Origin of the sequence: Vibrio eleionomae (assembly GCF_009874545.1) — a bacterium.
Lineage (GTDB): Bacteria > Pseudomonadota > Gammaproteobacteria > Enterobacterales > Vibrionaceae > Vibrio > Vibrio nitrifigilis.
On record NZ_WEKT01000011.1, the window covers coordinates 20,061 to 37,687 of the forward strand.

Genomic DNA, 17,627 nt, shown 5'->3' on the forward strand with positions numbered 1-17,627 from the left:
ACTAAGCACCATGAAAAACTCGTCCAGAGGATAAATATGTTTACTGGTATTGTAAAAGGGAAAGCAACTGTGGTTGCTATCGACAAAAAAGAACAATTTCAAACCCACACACTAGAGTTAGCTCCGCCACTTAATGAGAACATTGAAATTGGTGCGTCAGTCGCTCATAACGGTTGCTGTTTGACGGTAACGGAAATCAACGGAGCCCTGGTTTCGTTTGACCTTATGCAAGCAACGTTAGCGTTAACCAATCTTGGTTCAGTCAAGGTGGGTGACCAAGTAAATATAGAACGTGCGGCGAAATACGGCGATGAAATTGGTGGTCATACAATGTCTGGGCATATTACGACGACGGCCAATATCGTTGAAGTCATCGTGACACCGAACAATAAAACCTTATGGTTTGAATTACCAACAGACTTGATGAAATATGTTTTACCGAAAGGGTTCATTGGCTTAGATGGTTGTTCGTTAACCATTGGGGAAGTAGACGGAAATCGTTTTAATGTACACTTGATTCCTGAAACGCTCGACAGAACACTGTTTGGTGAACGTCTAGTCGGTGATGCGGTTAATGTAGAATTGGACCCGCAAACTCAAGCGATTGTCGATACCGTGGAACGTGTGATGGAAAATAGAGCTCACTAAGCGTTAGGTATGGCAAACGGATATCCTTTGAGTGACATTGTCACTTATCGCAGTAATTAATAGTAACGTTAGCGCCAGAGGGCAATATCTGCAACTGGCGCTGGGTTATTAGAAATATTGTTCATCATCAGCATCAACATCAAGTTCGATGGTGTTTTCTCTTTCATCGACTCGCAAATTAAAATGAATTGGATTACAGCAAGCAGGGCAGTCGTCATAAAATTCTTCACTGCCAAGTGATGTATCCAGATTAACGGGGATATGATGCCCACAGTGTGGACATTGAATGGTTTTACCAATAATACCTCTCATGGTTAAGCCCTCGCTTCATGTTCACTTCGGGTTCATCGTCGTTCCATTGACGAAGCGTAACTATCTTACTTATCAATAATAGAAGTTAAGCGAGAAAAAGCACATCGATTGCTCACATTTTTGAATAATAAAAACCATAAATAGTATTGTCTTTCAATGGGTTATCTAAATTTACTTAAGAAGGGGGTATAACGGCTTAATCTAGTATTAAACCGTTAATGTTGCCGAGGATGATCATCAACGATCGGCGATTATGATTGCTGAATTTTTTTGATCAGCGTTTCTACTTCCGTTAAATATTGTCCACCAAAAAGATGGTAATGATTGAGCAGGTGGTACAGGTTATAAATATCTTTGCGTTGGTAGTAGCCATTGTCGAGCGGCCAAACACTTTCGTAACCTTCATAAAACGTTGTGTGAAATCCACCAAACAGTTCTGTCATCGCTAGATCGCATTCACGATCACCCCAGTATGAAGCGGGATCGTAGCAGATAGGCCCAAAGTCACACTGTCCTGCATTGCCACTCCATAGATCACCGTGGAGTAATGAAGGCCTTGGGTCGTGATGAGACAGTTTCTCTTGTACTAAGCTGACAAAAGTAGGAATGTCCACCAGCTCTAAGCCTTTTTCTTTCAGCAATTGCAGCATCCAACCGATGCGCTGTTCGGCAAAAAACACTGACCATTTATTAGTCCAAGCATTGGGTTGGATAGTGGTTCCAATGTAGTTATCTTCATCAAATCCAAATTGTTTTTGCTCTCCCCATTTGTGCAGATGTGCCAATTGGATACCAAATTCACGACTGTAATGAGTATCTTCTAGCGAATGAGTTGGGAGGTAATTAAGAATGATAAACGAGTGCTGCTTGGATTGACCGGTTAATACGACTTCGGGCACAAAGACAGTGCGAGTTTCTTTAAGTAGTTTCAGGGACGCTTCTTCTGCCAAGTAATGAGGGAGAAATTCTCGTTCATTCGTTTTAACGAAGTACCGCTCACGACCATCACTTATCATGTAGGACTGGCTAATATCACCACCAGAGATGCGGCGTTTCTCTTGAATATTGTATTCAAACATCAAGGTATCTGAGAGTTGTTGAGCTATTGCTGGCCACATAATCACACTCCTTTTCGCGCCGCAAACTGCGCTACCATTACTATCTTAGCCAATTGTTGAGCATTCGCCACGTTAGGTAAAACAGATGTACATCTCTTTTAACTTAAAATTCACTCTTGAAACGTGATCCAGTTGGAAATAATAGGGGTATTTAAGTTGAGCTAAAGGATGATATTTATGCCTATACTTATTTCGTTAAGCCAAAGAATGAGAACGTAACGATATGCAACCTAACTAGAATGATACGTCAATGATAATTTGTGTTTTACTTAGCAAAAAATATCGATTGTTCAAATATTTGGCTCAAAGCGCCACATTCGCCGTTTCGGTCTTGTTAAATTGGGCGCACATGAATTAGTATAAAAGCTGGTTAAACTTCTTAGCAGTATAAGCGGGGAATAAAAGTGGTTGTAGAAACCGACGGTTACTTAGCACTCATAGAGCACCTTTCGTTCAACCTTGATGTTTTCACCGATAAAGGTGATATCGGCGAAGAGAGCGTAGAAGATGTTGTCACTGACATGGTGGCAAGTAATATTATGGCCATCTTTGAACAGAACCCTGAACTACACTCAAGCGTTCGCTTCAAATTGCTAAAAGAAGCAGATGACGTGGTTGAAGATTTGAGTGAGGTTCTCGCTGGCGTTTGGAAAAAACCAGCAACCAATAGTCAAATCGTGTTTTTGGATGAATACATTGCCTTAGTCAAAAACCTTTTTGATACTGCAGTTGCAACGTACGACTAATCTAGATAGTTAGTTAGGGCGGATACGACGAAATTGCCAGAACGTATTAGCCCAATACGGGTTATCCAAGCGTGATATGATAACGCCTTTTGATGATGAAGCATGCATAAAGCGATGGTTGCCCAAATAAATCCCCACATGTTCTGATTTTCGACCTATCTTAAAAAACACCAAATCTCCGTATTTCGCCTGCTGTTCTTTTATTGCTATTCCTACATGGCTTTGTTTTGTTGTTGTTCTCGGTAGCTGAAAATCCCACGCTTCGCGATAAGCAATTTGTACAAATGCGGAACAATCGACTCCACTTTGTGTCGTTCCTCCCCAACGATAAGGAACGCCTTGCCAGTTTTCATAGACAGAAAATAGAGGTAACTCTCGCTGCTCAGCTGGCGTATGCAGGGTATTTTTATCCGCTCGTATCTGCTGAGTCAGGTTGGGGGACGAAGAACATCCGGTAATGAAAAGCACACTTATGATGCAGCAAGTAAACAGCGATTGGGTCATGTTAGGAATGCAAACAGCATTGAAGTTCATTATTAATACACATAAAAATATCAATTATTTTGACTGCAGTGTAGCAGAGCGTTTGTCATACAGTTATTTAGAATGTCAAAGCTTGCTTCTGCTCTCGGTTTGAATATCCCTAACGTTTCATTGACTTGAAGGATTTATATCACCTAACGATTAGGATTCACTGTTAACGAGATTTAAATGGTTGACTAATCAGCCTATCAATCCACTGTTCACGGGAGTGACGAAAGCGATCGAGACCAAGCTTCATGCGCTCGTGGCCCATTAGTGGTTGAGCGGTGTAGGTGCCGAGTAACCTGTCCCAAAGTGAAATTGAAAAGCCAAAATTGCTATGGGTTTCATACGGATTTCTGCTGTGATGTACTCGATGCATATCTGGTGTCACGATTAATGTTCTTAACTGGCGCTCACGCAAAGGGTGCAAACGAATATTACTGTGATTAAACAAGATGGATAAACCAAATAGTATTTCGTAGACAGTGACAGCAAAAACGGGCGCGCCAAGAAGTGTAATTATCCCGATTTTTACCCAGACCATCAGTAGTACTTCGACAGGATGAAATCTTAGTGACGTTGTCACATCAACATCTAAATCACTGTGGTGAGTAGAATGGATGCGCCACAGTAAAGGTAAGCGATGGAATAAAACGTGAACACAGTAAAGCGATAGATCGAGCACGAGTAAAGTGATCACTAGCTCGACCCAGCGGGGATAGTGAAAAGTGTTTAAAATACCAAACCCATTAGATTGACTCCAAATAGCGGATGTAATCGAATAAAATGGAATCAGAAAATACAGTAGACACAAATTGGCAAACGCGAGCAGGATATGATTTAGCCAGCGTAGTCGTTTGACTTGGGTGAGCGTGCGTTTAGGGCGGTTCGACTCCCAAATTGCGAATATAATAAAAACTAACAGAAAGAAACTCCAATGTACCCATTGATTGTATCCATTCATTCGCATCCCCTCACTATTAGTGCTGGCTTCAGCAGATAACCAGCAGTAGAATTCTCACCATTTTTGTCACCACTATTAGTCATAATGAGAATTCACGGTTTTCACCATTTGTATCAACATCGCTTGCAACTATCAACTCGTCCATTTGCTGCCAGAGGCGCTAAAATCGATCGTTGTCCATATTGTCGAGTCGATAAAAAAACCTGTTTATGCGCCGATCAACCGGATATTACAACAGACGTTGCAGTGTTACTGATATTGTCTGAAAACGAGGTGTTTAAGCCGAGTAATACAGGCCGTTTGATTGCAGACACAGTGAAAGAAACCTTTGTTTATCAGTGGAACCGCACGCAACCTGATCCATCCATGTTAGCGCTGTTAAACGATCCTGCCTACTATCCTGTGTTGGTTTTTCCTGCAGAACATGAGGAGGATCAAGCAAGAACCATTAAGCCTAACTCCGTGGTTCAATCAGGTAAAAAACCACTGTTAATTTTTCTGGATGGAAGTTGGCGCGAAGCCAAAAAAATATTTAGAAAATCGAGTTACTTGGCTGATTTGCCGATGATATCTGTGCATCCTACCGTGCTATCTGAATATATGATGCGTAAATCAGATAATGAACAGCATTTGGCCACCGCAGAGGTGGCTTGTTTAGTGCTTGACGCGGTAGGTGAACATTGGGGCGCACAGGTATTACATGCTTGGTTTGAAGCGTTTAAGGAAAGCTATATGCGCGGGAAAAGTCGCTCCGCTTACAGTTCTGCAAGACCAGCACTGCAACGTTATCGTGATACGCTATCGCAACACGGTATAACGTCACAAGAAAGTAATAAGTGAGTGAATATGCATGAAAATACCGCACAAACAGTATCTTAATGGTATGCTTAAGTAAAACAGGAAAGTAAAGAACCCAAATACGAGGAGTAGCGTAATGTATTACGGATTTGATGTCGGTGGGACAAAAATCGAATTCGGTGCGTTTGATGAGCAGTTAAATCGCGTCGCCACAGAGCGTGTGCCAACCGACACCGGAGATTACCAGCGACTGATTCAATCCATTGCGGAGATTGTTGAACGCTATGACGAGAAATTTGGCGAAAAAGGCTTAGTCGGGCTGGGAATCCCAGGAATGGAAGATGCCGATGATGGCACGGTTCTCACGGTGAATATTGCTTCTGCAAATGGTAAACCGATGCGTGCCGATTTAGAAGCTGCCATTGGTCGTTCAGTGCGAATTGAAAATGATGCTAACTGTTTCGCGCTGTCAGAAGCTTGGGATGAAGAGTTTCGTCAATCGCCATCTGTGATGGGGCTTATTCTTGGCACTGGCTTTGGTGGCGGTTTGGTGTATGACGGAAAGATTTTCTCTGGTCGCAATCACGTGGCTGGTGAGATGGGGCATATGCGTGTGTCTATCGATGCTTGGTTCTTTTTAGGTGACAATCCTCCGTTACTACAATGCGGGTGCGGAAAAAAAGGGTGTTTAGATAATTATCTTTCCGGTCGTGGTTTTGAGCTTTTGTATGCCCATGATTATGGTGAGAAAAAATCAGCACCAGACATCATCAACGCTTACGAACAGGGTGAAAAAGATGCGACGGAATTTGTGAATAAATTTCTTGAGTTCTTATCGATCTGTTTTGCGAACCTGTTTACCGCCAATGATCCTCATGTAGTGGTGCTAGGTGGTGGTCTGTCTAACTTCGATTTGCTTTATGAAGAGTTACCAAAGCGCATCCCTCAATATTTGCTTTCTGTGGCTAAATGCCCACAAATTGTAAAAGCTCGCCATGGTGATTCTGGTGGTGTACGTGGTGCTGCGTTTCTGAATATTCGTTAATATTTGCCGAACGTAAAAGGGCTGCATAACTGCAGCCCTAATATTATGATTTAGGTTTTTTTCCTACGCCGAAGTTTTCTTTGGGCTTCAACGTAATTGTGCCAAATCCCAATTTTCTAAAGTGATTGTCACGGTAATTACGCACCGCTTTTTTATCAGAAATCGCTTCGATTTGCTGTTCCATTTTTAGATATTCAGTGAGATCGATTCCTTCAGCATCTGCAACTGCTTCATGGATAGAACGATACTTTTCATAAGTAAACGTCAGCGTTTTTTCTTCGTTTTTATAGGTGTAAATAATCGTGCGCGACATGATAAATTCTCAAGTGTTTCATTAAGGTCTAGATTCTGCCTTGTAGTGGGATAATTGTCACGTATTCGCCGGGTTTTATTGTATCGACCTGCTCAGCTATTTCGATTAAACAATTTGCCTGACTCATCGAGTGCAGTAATCCAGAGCCCTGATGCCCGGTGGTCGATACGGTGAGTTGGCCTTGTGGGTTCACTGTATAAATGCCTCGAGAAAATTCGGTTCTTCCTTGGCGAGAACGCATTTTTTCTACTGCTTTAGCTTGAGTTTTTAACGGCTGCCAAGTGAGGTCTCCCTGCATTTTATAAACGGCCGGTTCGACGAAATTAATAAATGACACCATCGCAGCAACCGGGTTACCTGGTAAACCAAAAATGGGCGTATCTTTGATCCGACCAAACGCTAATGGTCGTCCCGGGCGCATGTTAATTCGCCAAAAATTAACCTGACCCGTCGATTCCATCGCCTGTTTAACAAAATCTGCATCGCCAACGGATACACCGCCCGAGGTGACAATGAGATCAACGTGTTTCGCCATGTCGGTAAGTGAATCGGTGATCACCGCGAGGTTATCAGGCAAGATGCCCATATCGAGCACATCACAGTGTAGACGGGTCAATAAACCTTTTAGGCTATAGCGATTAGCATCAAAAAGACCGTGAGCAGAGGGATGGTTTCCTGGTTCAAATACTTCGTCACCGGTGGAAAATACCGCCACTTTCAAACGTCGTTTAACATTGACGCTATCAAGACCGAGTGCTGCAAGCATCCCCAGCTCGGCCGACCCAATTTGCTGGCCCGATTCGAACACAGTTTGGCCAATTTGCAGATCTTCACCAGGTTGGCGTACGTTTTGTCCCGCCTTTATCGCGGCGTTAGGGAAACGGACCATGCCGTTTTCCTCTTGAGCTTGTTCGCGCATAATGACGGTATCGGCGCCTTCTGGTAAGGGCGCTCCCGTCATAATTTTTACTGCCTGGCCTGATTGAATGCATTCTGAATAGTGATGACCGGCTAGCACATTCGCCACAACTTTGAATTCGGTGTGTTCAATATCGGCTGATCTTATCGCATACCCATCCATGGCTGAGTTACAAAAGGCAGGGACATTAATAGATGAAGTGACGACGTCACTTATTGTGCGGTGTTGAGCGTGATTCAGTGGCACAGATTCTGTACCGCTAACGGGTGTCAGCGAATCGGTAATGCGCTTTATTGCAGCATTAACCGACAAGGATTGGTGTTGATGTTCTGTGTCACAACTGCCGGACTGTTTTTGTTTTTCTAATGGAGCCGATACTTGCGGTTTTACGTACTCCGTCACGAATGTCGCGATAGCATCAATGTCATTAATATTGAGATATGTCAGTTGATGAGACGTTGCCGATAGAGGCTGATCTGATGCGACGGCAATAATGCTATCGTCATGGGGGTAAAGCCATGGTTTTCCTACGCTCTCACGATGTAACTCGATTTTTGGAAAAGCAATATTTTTGCAGCCTTCAACTAAGATGATATCGAGATGTTCAATATCAAATTGCTGCAGTAGGGTGGCAAATTCAGCTTCGTTTTCCGGTGTTTCGGTGATTTTTGCATAACGCAGGTGAGAGGCTATCACCATTTGATTTGCCCCCGCTTTGCGTAAGCGGTAGCTGTCTTTACCGGGTTTATCTATATCAAAATCATGATGGGCGTGTTTAAGAGCCCCAACTCGTAAGCCACGCTGCGTTAGTTTTGGTAGTAATGCTTCAAGTAATGTGGTTTTACCTGTACCTGAGTAGGCGGCAAAACCCAGTAATGGAATATTGGGTAACATCATTGTGTTAATTCTCCAAATTTTGCTAGCTCTTGTGGTGTATTTAAGTTGAGAAAACACTCAGGAGCATCGCTAAAATCCACTTCTTGAAAACGACATTCTCGGATAAAAAACATCAACTTGCGTTCACCACGTTGTAAAAATTCAGTCAGTTTGGGTAATACACGGCGGTGCATTAACGCAAATACTGGCTGCTGCTTATCCCCATCGGTTGCGACGAGTACATCGATTCCATCTGTCACATGAGCACAGAAACGCGTGACGAGATCTTTATGTAGGCGAGGGCAATCACATGGCACAAACCCAACCCATTCATTCTTGCTGGCGGTTAATCCGGCGTGCATACCAGCCAAGGGACCTGGGTATTCTGAAAAAAGATCTTTAATCACAGGGGCATACGCTTGGTAGGTGGATAGATTACGGTTGGCGTTGATGACAATGTGAGAAGTTTGAGGGCGCAATCGTTCTATTACATGCTCGATTAACGGCATTTGATTAAGTTGAACGAGCCCTTTGTCATGACCACCCATACGGCTGGCTTGTCCACCCGCTAATATGACCCATGTGGTTTGTGAAGGAGAAAGCATGGTTAAGATCCCTATCAAAGTTCGACGCTAGGTTACTAAAGAAGGCGCGTATAAACCTTGCGTTATATCAGTGCTCGGTAGTCAAAATAAATAAATCAGCAATATCTCAATACGTTACACACACCATGTGCAATTTACCACTTAAGTATCAGAGATAAGTTACTAATTTATATTTATTATTTTTATGAAAAAGCAACGTTTCAGTTAATTTTATCAATAAACTCTAATGTAACGCACAAATTGATCTAAAGCGACTAACCGTTATGTCAGAGAGCCCCTACCTTTATAGCGTCTTCGAATAGATAGAGAATGTAATGACTGCCAATACTGACTTAAAACATTTGCCTTTGTACCAGGCGTTTTCGGTTCTGGTCATACAATACGAAGGACAAGATCAGCATGATCTATTGCACGCATTAGAAAATTGGTTTGCAACTATTCATAGCGTGAGTAGTTATTCTGACGCAGTAAACAGCGCAGAGAAGCATCATTATGATTTGGTCATTGTCGATGTCGATGTGGTGTTCGAGGAAGAGGTGATTTGGGAGCAGCTAGCTCATTGGCATGAAGAAAAGTCAGACGTTCTGCTATTGGTTCAGCTTGCTGAATTCGATCGAGTGGTTTCTGCGTTTAAGCTTGGGCTATGTGATTTCATTATTAATCCTGTTAACTCTGATCAGCTTACCCATATGATTAAACGTTGTATGGAAAGGCGACTCAAAGATCGACGTTTAGGTGCACATCACTTCAACTTTACTCGCCATAGCTCAAGCCAGATTATTGGTCAGTCAGAAATTACCAAGCTGTTGCGTCAACATATCGAACACATTGGTCCTTCAAAGGCGAGTGTATTGATTGAGGGCCAGCCAGGCACCGGTAAGGAGCTGATTGCACGTGAACTACATGAAAAGAGCCGACGCATTGGTCCTTTTGTGCCTTTCAGCTGCGCATCTATCTCAATGGAGACATTAAGCAGCCAGTTATATGGTGAGTTAATCGTTGCCCGTGATGGTGTGCGCAAATTGAAAGAGGGGGTGTTTAAATTAGCCAATGGAGGCACACTCTATTTAGACGAAATCGCTAATTTTCCACTCAGTGCACAAGATACATTACTCAATGTGCTAGAAGAACGAGCCATTAGACCCATAGGTTCGAAGTATGAATTTAAAGTTGATGTACGAGTTGTTGCTGGTACTCAGGTTAACTTACATCAACTCGTTCAACAGGGACGTTTTCGCAGTGAGTTACTCTATCGATTAAATGTGGTTCGGGTAGAAGTACAACCACTTAAGAATCGTAAAAGTGATTTGCGCGAGTTGGTGCCTTTTCTCGCGGGGCGTTTATGTACGGATTTATGTCTGCCATTACCTAAATGGAATGACCAAGATATTAAAATTATTCGTGAATACGATTGGCCCGGAAACGTAAGAGAGCTACGTAACTTAATCGAAAACTGTATTTTACTTGGCAAAACACCACGTGAATATTGGCGAGACCGTGAAAAATACAGCAGTGGTCCACCGGTAACTGTGACGGTGTCACATGGTTCGCAGATTCCCTATTATGCAGAGCCGAAAGAATCAGTACCCGTTCAAAGTACGGGCTACCCTGATGATTGGCCACTTAAACAGGTTGAGCGTCATCATATAGAACAAGTGGTGAAAGTGCACGAAGGCAATAAATCAGCCGCTTCCCGCGCTTTAGGTGTCGCGCGTAAAACATTAGAGCGTAAATTTAAAGAATGGGATTGTGATAACGAATAATCAGTAAACCGTTAACGCATGTGTGATTTTATGTTGTTTAGATTAATACTCTAACCAATAAAGTGCGCACCAATATTGTACTTATGAACTATATTGGTGCGTATGCAAACATTTTTCAAATGACAATCAATTCTACTTTCTCCTCATAAATGATTTTCTTATTTTAATTAATTCAAATAGTTATATTTAAATAGCCGGTTTTTTATCAACATTGCACTATAACGGATCGTTTTTTGCAAAAGCAGAATAAAAAATTACTAAATCACCATTATGGTGAGTTCAATTATGCGCAGCACATTATTGGTGCGCATTGCATTATGGAGTAAACGAGAATGATCAACGACGTCCGTCAGGTACAAGGTGTTATTCAAACCTTGACGCAAAGTTCCGACACTTTATTTTTACTATTAGGCGCTATCATGGTGTTTTTGATGCATGCCGGGTTTGCTTTTTTAGAAGTGGGAACAGTCAGGCGTAAAAACCAAGTGAATGCTCTAGTCAAAATTCTTGCTGATTTTGGGATTTCAACCATTGCATATTTCTTTATTGGTTACTGGATTGCGTATGGTCATCATTTTTTTGGCAGTGCGACAGAACTTGCACAAGGTAATGGTTATGAATTAGTGAAATTCTTTTTCCTACTGACTTTTGCTGCGGCTATCCCCGCGATTGTGTCTGGCGGTGTGGCAGAACGTGCGCGTTTCTATCCACTGTTAATCGCTACATTCTTTACGGTTGGCGTTGTTTATCCATTTTTCGAAGGCATCATCTGGAATGGTAACTTGGGTTTACAAAGTTGGTTTACGGCGACTTTTGGTGCGCCATTCCATGACTTCGCTGGATCTGTCGTTGTCCATGGCGTAGGCGGCTGGATCGCATTAGTTGCTGTCAAATTATTGGGAATGCGCCATGGTCGCATTCGCGCGGGTAAACATACCAACTTTGCGCCATCCAATATTCCTTTTCTCGCATTGGGTGCTTGGATTTTATGTGTCGGCTGGTTCGGATTTAATGTCATGTCGGCGCAAACACTGGCCGGTATTAGCGGATTAGTCGCGATGAACTCATTAATGGCAATGGCAGGCGGAATTTTAGCCTCTCTTGTGGCGGGCAAAAATGACCCTGGGTTTATTCATAATGGCCCGTTAGCGGGCTTAGTGGCAGTATGTGCAGGATCTGATTTAATGCACCCATTTGGTGCCTTTATTACCGGGATTATTGCTGGCGTGCTCTTTGTTTGGTTGTTCACTGCGTTACAAAATAAAACCAAAATCGACGATGTACTCGGTGTATGGCCGCTACATGGTGTTTGTGGTGCATGGGGTGGCGTTGCTGCCGGTATTTTTGGTCAGAAAGTCTTAGGTGGTATTGGTGGTGTTAGTTTCACTGTACAACTATTAGGTACGTTAGTTGGGATTATCGTGGCTGTTGCTGGGTCGTTTATTGTTTATGGCACATTAAGTAAAACCACCGGTTTGCGCCTCAGTGAAGAGGAAGAGTTCAATGGCGCAGATTTAAGTATCCACCGAATTTCTTCAACCAACGAAGATTAAGTACTGGTATAAGGACAGATAAACGAGTAGGCGGTGAGTCTACTCGTTTTTTATCGCTACAACAAAGGTCTACAGACTAAGGTCTAACACAAACCACTACAGCAATGTAGGTATAAGTGTTAAGCTTTTATAATCAAGAGATTTAATATCGTAGAAAGAAAAAGGACGTGTCATGCAATTTCCATATCGCAATGTTGTGGTGCTGACCGGCGCAGGAATATCGGCCGAGTCGGGGATACAAACTTTCCGTAGTGAAGATGGTTTGTGGGAAAATCACCGAGTTGAAGATGTCTGTACACCGGAAGGCTTTCTACGCAACCCTGAGTTAGTTCAAGACTTTTATAATCAACGAAGACGCGATCTTCTGTCAGAACATATTCGCCCCAACGCAGCACACGTCGCCTTAGGACGTTTAGAGGCGGAATTAGACGGTAGGGTAACTATTGTGACGCAAAATATTGATAACTTACATGAGCGTGGCGGTAGTAGAAATATCATTCATATGCATGGTGAGTTACTCAAAGCACGATGTTCTGAATCAGGACAGGTGATTGATCAAGCCACGGATTTGCATATGGGCGATTTGTGTCATTGCTGTCAAATTCCTGCTCAGTTACGTCCTCATATTGTGTGGTTTGGTGAAATGCCACTACAGATGGGAGAGATCTACGAAGCGATTCAAGAAGCGGATCTCTTTATTTCTATTGGTACATCTGGTGTTGTCTACCCAGCGGCAGGCTTTGTGCACGACGCAACATTATCAGGCGCTCATACTATCGAACTTAACTTAGCGCCAAGTGCGGTACAAAGTGAGTTTGAAGAGAAACGTTACGGTAAGGCAAGTGTCGAAGTTCCAAAATTGGTAGAAGAGTTACTTGCGATGCAGAACGAATAATTCCAAGCATTTGAAAAATAAAAAACCGCATCAATTGATGCGGTTTTTGTCATTAGGCGAGCGCTTACTTTTCTACTTTAAGTTTTTGGAACAGTTCAGTATAAAGCTCAGTTTTGTCACCCACTTCATCTTGCCATACACCGTTATCCATCACATCTTGTGGTGGGAAGATGTTTGGATCTTCAGAAAATGATTTTGGTAGATATTTATACGCAGTTTTAACTGGTGTTGGGTAACCAATTTCTTCTGCGATCTTCGCTGCATTTTCAGGGCGTAGTAGGAAGTTAATCATCTTGTATGCCGCTTCTTTATGAGCTGCACCTGAAGGAATAGCTAGGCTATCCATCCAGAAGATAGTGCCTTTCTTAGGCCATGCGATTTCGATTGGAGCGCCTTGTTGGCGAGCCATATACGCAGAGCCGTTCCAAAGCATACCTAGGCTGACTTCACCTTCCATGTATGGGTTCGCTGGGAAATCAGAGTTGAAAACCAATACATTTGGCATCAGTTTTTTCAGCTCGTTGTATGCTGCTTTAATCTCTTTAGGATCACGTGAGTTTTGATTGTATCCAAGTTTTTGCAGTGCGATATCAAATACTTCACGAGCATCATCGGTTAACAAAAGTTGACCTTTGTATTTTGTATTCCAAAGATCATCCCAGCTTGTGAATTTAGATTTATCGTACATATCAGTGTTCACACCGATACCCGTTGCACCCCATACGTAAGGGATAGAATATTTGTTCTGTGGATCAAATGGTTTGTTTAGATAGTTAGGATCCAAATCTTTGAAATGAGAAAGTTTTGAATGGTCAATTTCTTGAAGCATTCCTTCTTTACGCATTTTTGAAACAAAGTAAGTTGATGGTACGACTAGATCGTATCCTTTACCTTGTGTTTTCAATTTTGCGTACATGGTTTCGTTAGACTCATAAGTTGAGTAGATAACTTTAATACCAGTCTCTTTAGTAAAGTCTTGAAGAACCGATTGAGGAATGTATTCAGACCAGTTGTAGAAGTACAACTCATTGTCATTAGCCATCGCGTTACCGCTAAACAAAGCCACTGCGCAAAGCGCGCTCGCATACAATTTATTTTTCATTACTTTTCCATGTTGTCCATGTGTTGTTGCAAGAAACTCACTGGTTAAGTGATACCAAATACGATAAGGGAATCCATGTATTGATCAAAAACGAGATAGGTGCGGAGAGTTCATGAATGTTGGTGTTCAGGCATTAGATAAATGGCTGTTTACTACCACACTACAGTAGGACTCAAGCGTGTATCACAGGTAATGATCTCAACATTCACTTATTTTTGATATGACTGCATATGCAATAAGGCCGTTAGTATACCAACAAAATATGCAATAGACAGTAATTGATTGTTATTTTATTAATAGGTTTGAACTGTTATCTCATTTGAAAATTATATCGATGAACCAACAAGTTAACTTGTCTCAATAAAAAAACAGAATACCGAAAGGTATTCTGTTTTCACCAAACAAGTGTGCATTACAATGAATGCTTACTCACTCACTATTTAACAGGGCAATCTCATTTTTTTTCGCGCGCGATGAACTGAGAAATGGCAACAAGTGCCAGAGACACAACCAACATCACCGTTGCCAATGCATTCACATCCGGGTTTAGGCCTACTCGAACCATTGAATAGATCTTAAGCGGTAGAATTTCATAAGTTGGACCAGTGACAAACGAGCTAATAATGACATCGTCAAGAGAAAGGGTAAAACTCAGTAACCAACCCGCAGCCACTGCCGGTTTTGCTAGTGGCAAAATGATGCTTCTAAGAATAACCCACTCATTAGCACCTAAATCTTTTGCAGCTTCGAGCATTTTCACATCAAAGCCTTTTAGGCGACTAAATACCGTAATGACGACGAATGGCAGACAGAATGTAATGTGGGCAAACAGCAAGGTAATAAACCCAAGTTGGAAACCCAGCACCAAAAATAGCGCCAATAGTGAAATGGCCATCACAATATCAGGAGACATCATAACCACGAAAAGCAGTCCACCGACCATGCGTTTACCTTTAAATTGGTATCGGTATAGTGCAACGGCAGTCAAACTACCAATCAAGGTCGCGGCTGTCGAAGAAATCACCGCAATCGTAAGAGAATGTCCGGCAGCTTGTATCAAACTGTCGTTATTCATCAATGAGTGATACCACTTGGTCGAAAAGCCATCCCAACGAAAACCAAATCGGTTCGCGTTAAATGAATTAACGATGAGCGCGGCAATAGGGAGGTACAAAAAGAGATATACCAATCCCATAAAACTGAAGCGGATTGTTTTTCCCATTAGTCTAACTCCACTTGTTTGTTGAGCAGCTTACTGGCGCGATAATACGCATACAGCATGATTGCCATCGCTATCGTTAGGGCAATACTGGTTGCGGCACCAAATGGCCAATCTTGAGAATTTAATACTTGGCTTTTAATGATGTTACCAATCAACGGGTTTTTAGCACCACCCAGTAGATCAGAGATATAAAACATCCCTAAAGCGGGTAGTAAGACTAATAAACAGCCGCCGATAATCCCTGGCATCGTTAACGGCAGGACCACTTTTAATAAGGTCTGTAGCTTGTTTGCTCCCAAATCGCGTGCTGCTTCAATGTAAGTTATATCGAGTTTCTCTAACGCAGAATAGAGCGGCAAAATCATGAAAGGGATCAGGATATACACCAAGCCGATCATGACAGCTGTTTCTGAGTACATGAGCCGGATAGGGTGATCAATGATTCCCACAAAGAGCAAAAATTTATTGAGAACGCCTTGAGTCCCTATAACAATTTTCATACCGTAAGTACGGATTAATGAATTGGTCCAAAAAGGAACAATCACAAGAAACAGCATAATCGGGCGACGGCGTTCCGGCATTTTTGCAATGATATAGGCAAACGGGTAGCCGATGATTAAACATATTAAGGTCGCAACGATTGCCATGTAGAATGAGTGTGCAACCACCTGAGCGTAAACAGGGTCTAACAGCTTAATATAATTATCAAACGTTAGCGTGAAACTTAGCAGGTTAGATTCACTACGGGTAAGAAAGCTCGTCGCAATGATCATCAAGTTGGGAACTAAAACAAACAGCGCCAACCAGCCAACAACGACAAAGACAATCGTTTTTTGTAAGTTAAATTTGCGACTGGTCATCGAGTACGACCTCCCAACTTTCAACCCAAGTGATCGCCACTTTCTGGCCGATTTTATGGTCTACATCTGGGTCATCTTCATTAAAGAATTCACTAACCATAACCGTGTCACCTGAATCCAACTCTATTAAAGATTCTAAAGTCATGCCTTTGTATGTGCGGTCACGAACGTAGCCGATGATACCTTCATTTTCTGCATCAGATATTTCTTCTAGGCGTAAATCTTCCGGGCGAAGTAACACTTGTAGCTTTTGAGCCTGCGCAATCGTTTCTTTGTGGTAAACGGTGCTCTCAACACCATTAATGTCCACTAGAATACGCTTGTCATCGATGCGTGATTTAGCAACAGCAGGGAACACGTTAATTTCCCCAATGAAGCGGGCGACAAATAGGTTTTTGGGTTCTTCATAGATTTCACGCGGGGAGCCATCTTGTTCGACGACGCCATCGCGCATCACAATAATACGATCAGACATTGAAAGCGCTTCTTCTTGATCGTGTGTTACGAAGATAAAGGTGATACCCAAGCGACGTTGCAAACGCTTGAGTTCACCTTGCATTTGTTTACGTAGTTTATAATCCAGTGCGGATAGTGATTCATCTAGCAGCAATACTTTCGGTTTATTTACTACAGCGCGCGCAATGGCGACGCGTTGCTGTTGACCACCAGAAAGTTGACTAGGTTTACGTTGCGCCATTTCTTCCAAACGGACCATTTTTAATGCTTCTAGAACCCGAGGTTGAATATCTGCGGCGGGCACTTTTTGCATTCTTAAGCCAAATGCAACGTTGTCAAACACTGTCATATGGGGAAACAGTGCGTAACTTTGGAATACGGTGTTCACATAACGCTGCTCTGCAGGGGTATGTGTCACATCATGCGAATCGAGAATGACTTGACCGGAATCAACGTTTTCGAACCCCGCAATCATGCGAAGTACCGTGGTTTTACCACAGCCAGAAGGTCCGAGAATGGTTAAGAATTCGCCATGGTTTACGTCTAAATGAAGGTTTGAAATGATTTCTTTACCATCAAAACTTTTGCTCACACCAGTTAATCTGACAACTGGTTGCTCAACGGAATGTTGTTTGTTCAACTTCTGTTTTTCTCCCACCTTGGTCTGCAGTTTTGACTACATATTGACCGGTTGTTTTACACTATATTGAGGCGCGAATCATAATCATCATGCGCACGAATGGATAGCTTTTTTGTTACCTAAACACAAAAACTATCGCTACGCAAAGGTAATGAAAAATAACTTAGTAACATACCTTAACAATTTCATTGTTTTATACCAGCAGATTCTGTTGAAGAATTCACTATTGTCGCGAAAAACAAAAAAGAAATTTGGATTACAATTTGG

Annotated in this window: 18 protein-coding genes; 7 read left to right on the forward strand and 11 right to left on the reverse strand. The window is 42.3% G+C overall.

Annotation, left to right across the window (positions count from 1 at the left end):
* Positions 1-36 precede the first annotated feature (36 nt).
* Positions 37-648 carry a riboflavin synthase subunit alpha gene (locus F9817_RS08385; protein ID WP_161154513.1) on the forward strand — a complete coding sequence of 204 codons (612 nt, stop codon included), beginning with the start codon at positions 37-39 and terminating at the stop codon, positions 646-648.
* Positions 649-756: 108 nt separating this feature from the next.
* Here F9817_RS08385 and F9817_RS08390 read toward each other — a convergent pair whose 3' ends face one another.
* Together F9817_RS08390 and F9817_RS08395 are read right to left on the reverse strand one after the other, a co-directional pair.
* Positions 757-960 carry a CPXCG motif-containing cysteine-rich protein gene (locus F9817_RS08390; RefSeq protein WP_161154514.1) on the reverse strand — a complete coding sequence of 68 codons (204 nt, stop codon included), beginning with the start codon at positions 958-960 and terminating at the stop codon, positions 757-759.
* A 251-nt stretch (positions 961-1,211) separates the two neighbouring features.
* The gene (locus tag F9817_RS08395; RefSeq protein WP_161154515.1) at positions 1,212-2,078 is read right to left on the reverse strand and encodes a fructosamine kinase family protein; all 867 of its coding nucleotides are present in this window, start codon (positions 2,076-2,078) and stop codon (positions 1,212-1,214) included.
* Positions 2,079-2,482: 404 nt separating this feature from the next.
* Here F9817_RS08395 and F9817_RS08400 point away from each other — a divergent pair, with 404 nt between their 5' ends.
* Positions 2,483-2,824 carry a DUF3802 family protein gene (locus tag F9817_RS08400; protein WP_161154516.1) on the forward strand — a complete coding sequence of 114 codons (342 nt, stop codon included), beginning with the start codon at positions 2,483-2,485 and terminating at the stop codon, positions 2,822-2,824.
* Positions 2,825-2,833: 9 nt separating this feature from the next.
* Here the strand turns inward: F9817_RS08400 and F9817_RS08405 are convergent, their stop codons facing one another.
* Positions 2,834-3,328, reverse strand: a complete 495-nt coding sequence (locus tag F9817_RS08405; protein ID WP_161154517.1) for a C40 family peptidase — start codon at positions 3,326-3,328, stop codon at positions 2,834-2,836.
* A gap of 193 nt (positions 3,329-3,521) precedes the next feature.
* On the reverse strand, positions 3,522-4,313 hold the full coding sequence (locus F9817_RS08410) for a sterol desaturase family protein (protein ID WP_161154518.1): 792 nt from the start codon (positions 4,311-4,313) through the stop codon (positions 3,522-3,524).
* Between the two features lie 84 nt (positions 4,314-4,397).
* On the opposite strand from F9817_RS08410, the gene F9817_RS08415 reads away from it, so the two are divergent.
* Both F9817_RS08415 and nagK read left to right on the forward strand, forming a co-directional pair.
* Positions 4,398-5,153: a tRNA-uridine aminocarboxypropyltransferase gene (locus F9817_RS08415; RefSeq protein ID WP_161154519.1), complete on the forward strand. Its 756-nt coding sequence runs from the start codon at positions 4,398-4,400 to the stop codon at positions 5,151-5,153.
* Between the two features lie 94 nt (positions 5,154-5,247).
* Positions 5,248-6,156: an N-acetylglucosamine kinase gene (gene nagK / locus F9817_RS08420; protein ID WP_161154520.1), complete on the forward strand. Its 909-nt coding sequence runs from the start codon at positions 5,248-5,250 to the stop codon at positions 6,154-6,156.
* A 43-nt stretch (positions 6,157-6,199) separates the two neighbouring features.
* Here nagK and F9817_RS08425 read toward each other — a convergent pair whose 3' ends face one another.
* Genes F9817_RS08425 through mobA form a run of 3 tightly spaced genes read right to left on the reverse strand, consistent with a single transcriptional unit; the run spans position 6,200 to position 8,869 of the window.
* Positions 6,200-6,469: a DUF2960 domain-containing protein gene (locus tag F9817_RS08425; protein WP_161154521.1), complete on the reverse strand. Its 270-nt coding sequence runs from the start codon at positions 6,467-6,469 to the stop codon at positions 6,200-6,202.
* A 28-nt stretch (positions 6,470-6,497) separates the two neighbouring features.
* On the reverse strand, positions 6,498-8,285 hold the full coding sequence (locus F9817_RS08430) for a bifunctional molybdopterin-guanine dinucleotide biosynthesis adaptor protein MobB/molybdopterin molybdotransferase MoeA (RefSeq protein ID WP_408063517.1): 1,788 nt from the start codon (positions 8,283-8,285) through the stop codon (positions 6,498-6,500).
* The gene (mobA, locus tag F9817_RS08435) at positions 8,282-8,869 is read right to left on the reverse strand and encodes a molybdenum cofactor guanylyltransferase MobA (RefSeq protein WP_161154522.1); all 588 of its coding nucleotides are present in this window, start codon (positions 8,867-8,869) and stop codon (positions 8,282-8,284) included. Before mobA ends, F9817_RS08430 begins: the two co-directional genes overlap by 4 nt.
* Before the next feature lie 314 nt (positions 8,870-9,183).
* Here mobA and F9817_RS08440 point away from each other — a divergent pair, with 314 nt between their 5' ends.
* From F9817_RS08440 to cobB, 3 genes are all read left to right on the forward strand, one after another.
* Positions 9,184-10,632, forward strand: coding sequence for a sigma-54-dependent transcriptional regulator (locus F9817_RS08440; protein ID WP_161154523.1), 1,449 nt, complete (start codon positions 9,184-9,186; stop codon positions 10,630-10,632).
* A gap of 332 nt (positions 10,633-10,964) precedes the next feature.
* On the forward strand, positions 10,965-12,185 hold the full coding sequence (locus F9817_RS08445) for an ammonium transporter (RefSeq protein ID WP_161154524.1): 1,221 nt from the start codon (positions 10,965-10,967) through the stop codon (positions 12,183-12,185).
* Between the two features lie 172 nt (positions 12,186-12,357).
* On the forward strand, positions 12,358-13,080 hold the full coding sequence (gene cobB, locus F9817_RS08450) for a Sir2 family NAD+-dependent deacetylase (protein ID WP_161154525.1): 723 nt from the start codon (positions 12,358-12,360) through the stop codon (positions 13,078-13,080).
* Positions 13,081-13,144: 64 nt separating this feature from the next.
* Here the strand turns inward: cobB and F9817_RS08455 are convergent, their stop codons facing one another.
* The 4 genes from F9817_RS08455 to potA all read right to left on the reverse strand — a co-directional run bounded on the left by F9817_RS08455 (position 13,145) and on the right by potA (position 17,378).
* On the reverse strand, positions 13,145-14,182 hold the full coding sequence (locus tag F9817_RS08455; RefSeq protein WP_161154526.1) for an extracellular solute-binding protein: 1,038 nt from the start codon (positions 14,180-14,182) through the stop codon (positions 13,145-13,147).
* A 454-nt stretch (positions 14,183-14,636) separates the two neighbouring features.
* A complete protein-coding gene (gene potC / locus F9817_RS08460; RefSeq protein ID WP_161154527.1) occupies positions 14,637-15,404 on the reverse strand; it encodes a spermidine/putrescine ABC transporter permease PotC in 768 nt (255 codons plus the stop codon).
* Entirely contained in the window at positions 15,404-16,264 is an 861-nt protein-coding gene (gene potB, locus F9817_RS08465) for a spermidine/putrescine ABC transporter permease PotB (RefSeq protein WP_161154528.1), read from the reverse strand. The genes potC and potB overlap by 1 nt, the downstream gene beginning before the upstream one ends.
* On the reverse strand, positions 16,245-17,378 hold the full coding sequence (gene potA, locus F9817_RS08470) for a spermidine/putrescine ABC transporter ATP-binding protein PotA (protein ID WP_161154529.1): 1,134 nt from the start codon (positions 17,376-17,378) through the stop codon (positions 16,245-16,247). Before potA ends, potB begins: the two co-directional genes overlap by 20 nt.
* Positions 17,379-17,627: the final 249 nt, after the last annotated feature.

Bases quoted from the DNA above. Each gene is read 5' to 3' on its own strand.
- F9817_RS08390 (WP_161154514.1), bottom strand. From the start codon at position 960: ATGAGAGGTATTATTGGTAAAACCATTCAATGTCCACACTGTGGGCAT.
- F9817_RS08425 (WP_161154521.1), bottom strand. From the start codon at position 6,469: ATGTCGCGCACGATTATTTACACCTATAAAAACGAAGAAAAAACGCTG.
- F9817_RS08395 (WP_161154515.1), bottom strand. From the start codon at position 2,078: ATGTGGCCAGCAATAGCTCAACAACTCTCAGATACCTTGATGTTTGAA.
- F9817_RS08410 (WP_161154518.1), bottom strand. From the start codon at position 4,313: ATGAATGGATACAATCAATGGGTACATTGGAGTTTCTTTCTGTTAGTT.
- nagK (WP_161154520.1), top strand. From the start codon at position 5,248: ATGTATTACGGATTTGATGTCGGTGGGACAAAAATCGAATTCGGTGCG.
- mobA (WP_161154522.1), bottom strand. From the start codon at position 8,869: ATGCTTTCTCCTTCACAAACCACATGGGTCATATTAGCGGGTGGACAA.
- potC (WP_161154527.1), bottom strand. From the start codon at position 15,404: ATGGGAAAAACAATCCGCTTCAGTTTTATGGGATTGGTATATCTCTTT.
- F9817_RS08405 (WP_161154517.1), bottom strand. From the start codon at position 3,328: ATGACCCAATCGCTGTTTACTTGCTGCATCATAAGTGTGCTTTTCATT.
- potB (WP_161154528.1), bottom strand. From the start codon at position 16,264: ATGACCAGTCGCAAATTTAACTTACAAAAAACGATTGTCTTTGTCGTT.
- F9817_RS08455 (WP_161154526.1), bottom strand. From the start codon at position 14,182: ATGAAAAATAAATTGTATGCGAGCGCGCTTTGCGCAGTGGCTTTGTTT.
- F9817_RS08430 (WP_408063517.1), bottom strand. From the start codon at position 8,285: ATGATGTTACCCAATATTCCATTACTGGGTTTTGCCGCCTACTCAGGT.
- F9817_RS08445 (WP_161154524.1), top strand. From the start codon at position 10,965: ATGATCAACGACGTCCGTCAGGTACAAGGTGTTATTCAAACCTTGACG.
- F9817_RS08415 (WP_161154519.1), top strand. From the start codon at position 4,398: ATGAGAATTCACGGTTTTCACCATTTGTATCAACATCGCTTGCAACTA.
- F9817_RS08385 (WP_161154513.1), top strand. From the start codon at position 37: ATGTTTACTGGTATTGTAAAAGGGAAAGCAACTGTGGTTGCTATCGAC.
- cobB (WP_161154525.1), top strand. From the start codon at position 12,358: ATGCAATTTCCATATCGCAATGTTGTGGTGCTGACCGGCGCAGGAATA.
- F9817_RS08440 (WP_161154523.1), top strand. From the start codon at position 9,184: ATGACTGCCAATACTGACTTAAAACATTTGCCTTTGTACCAGGCGTTT.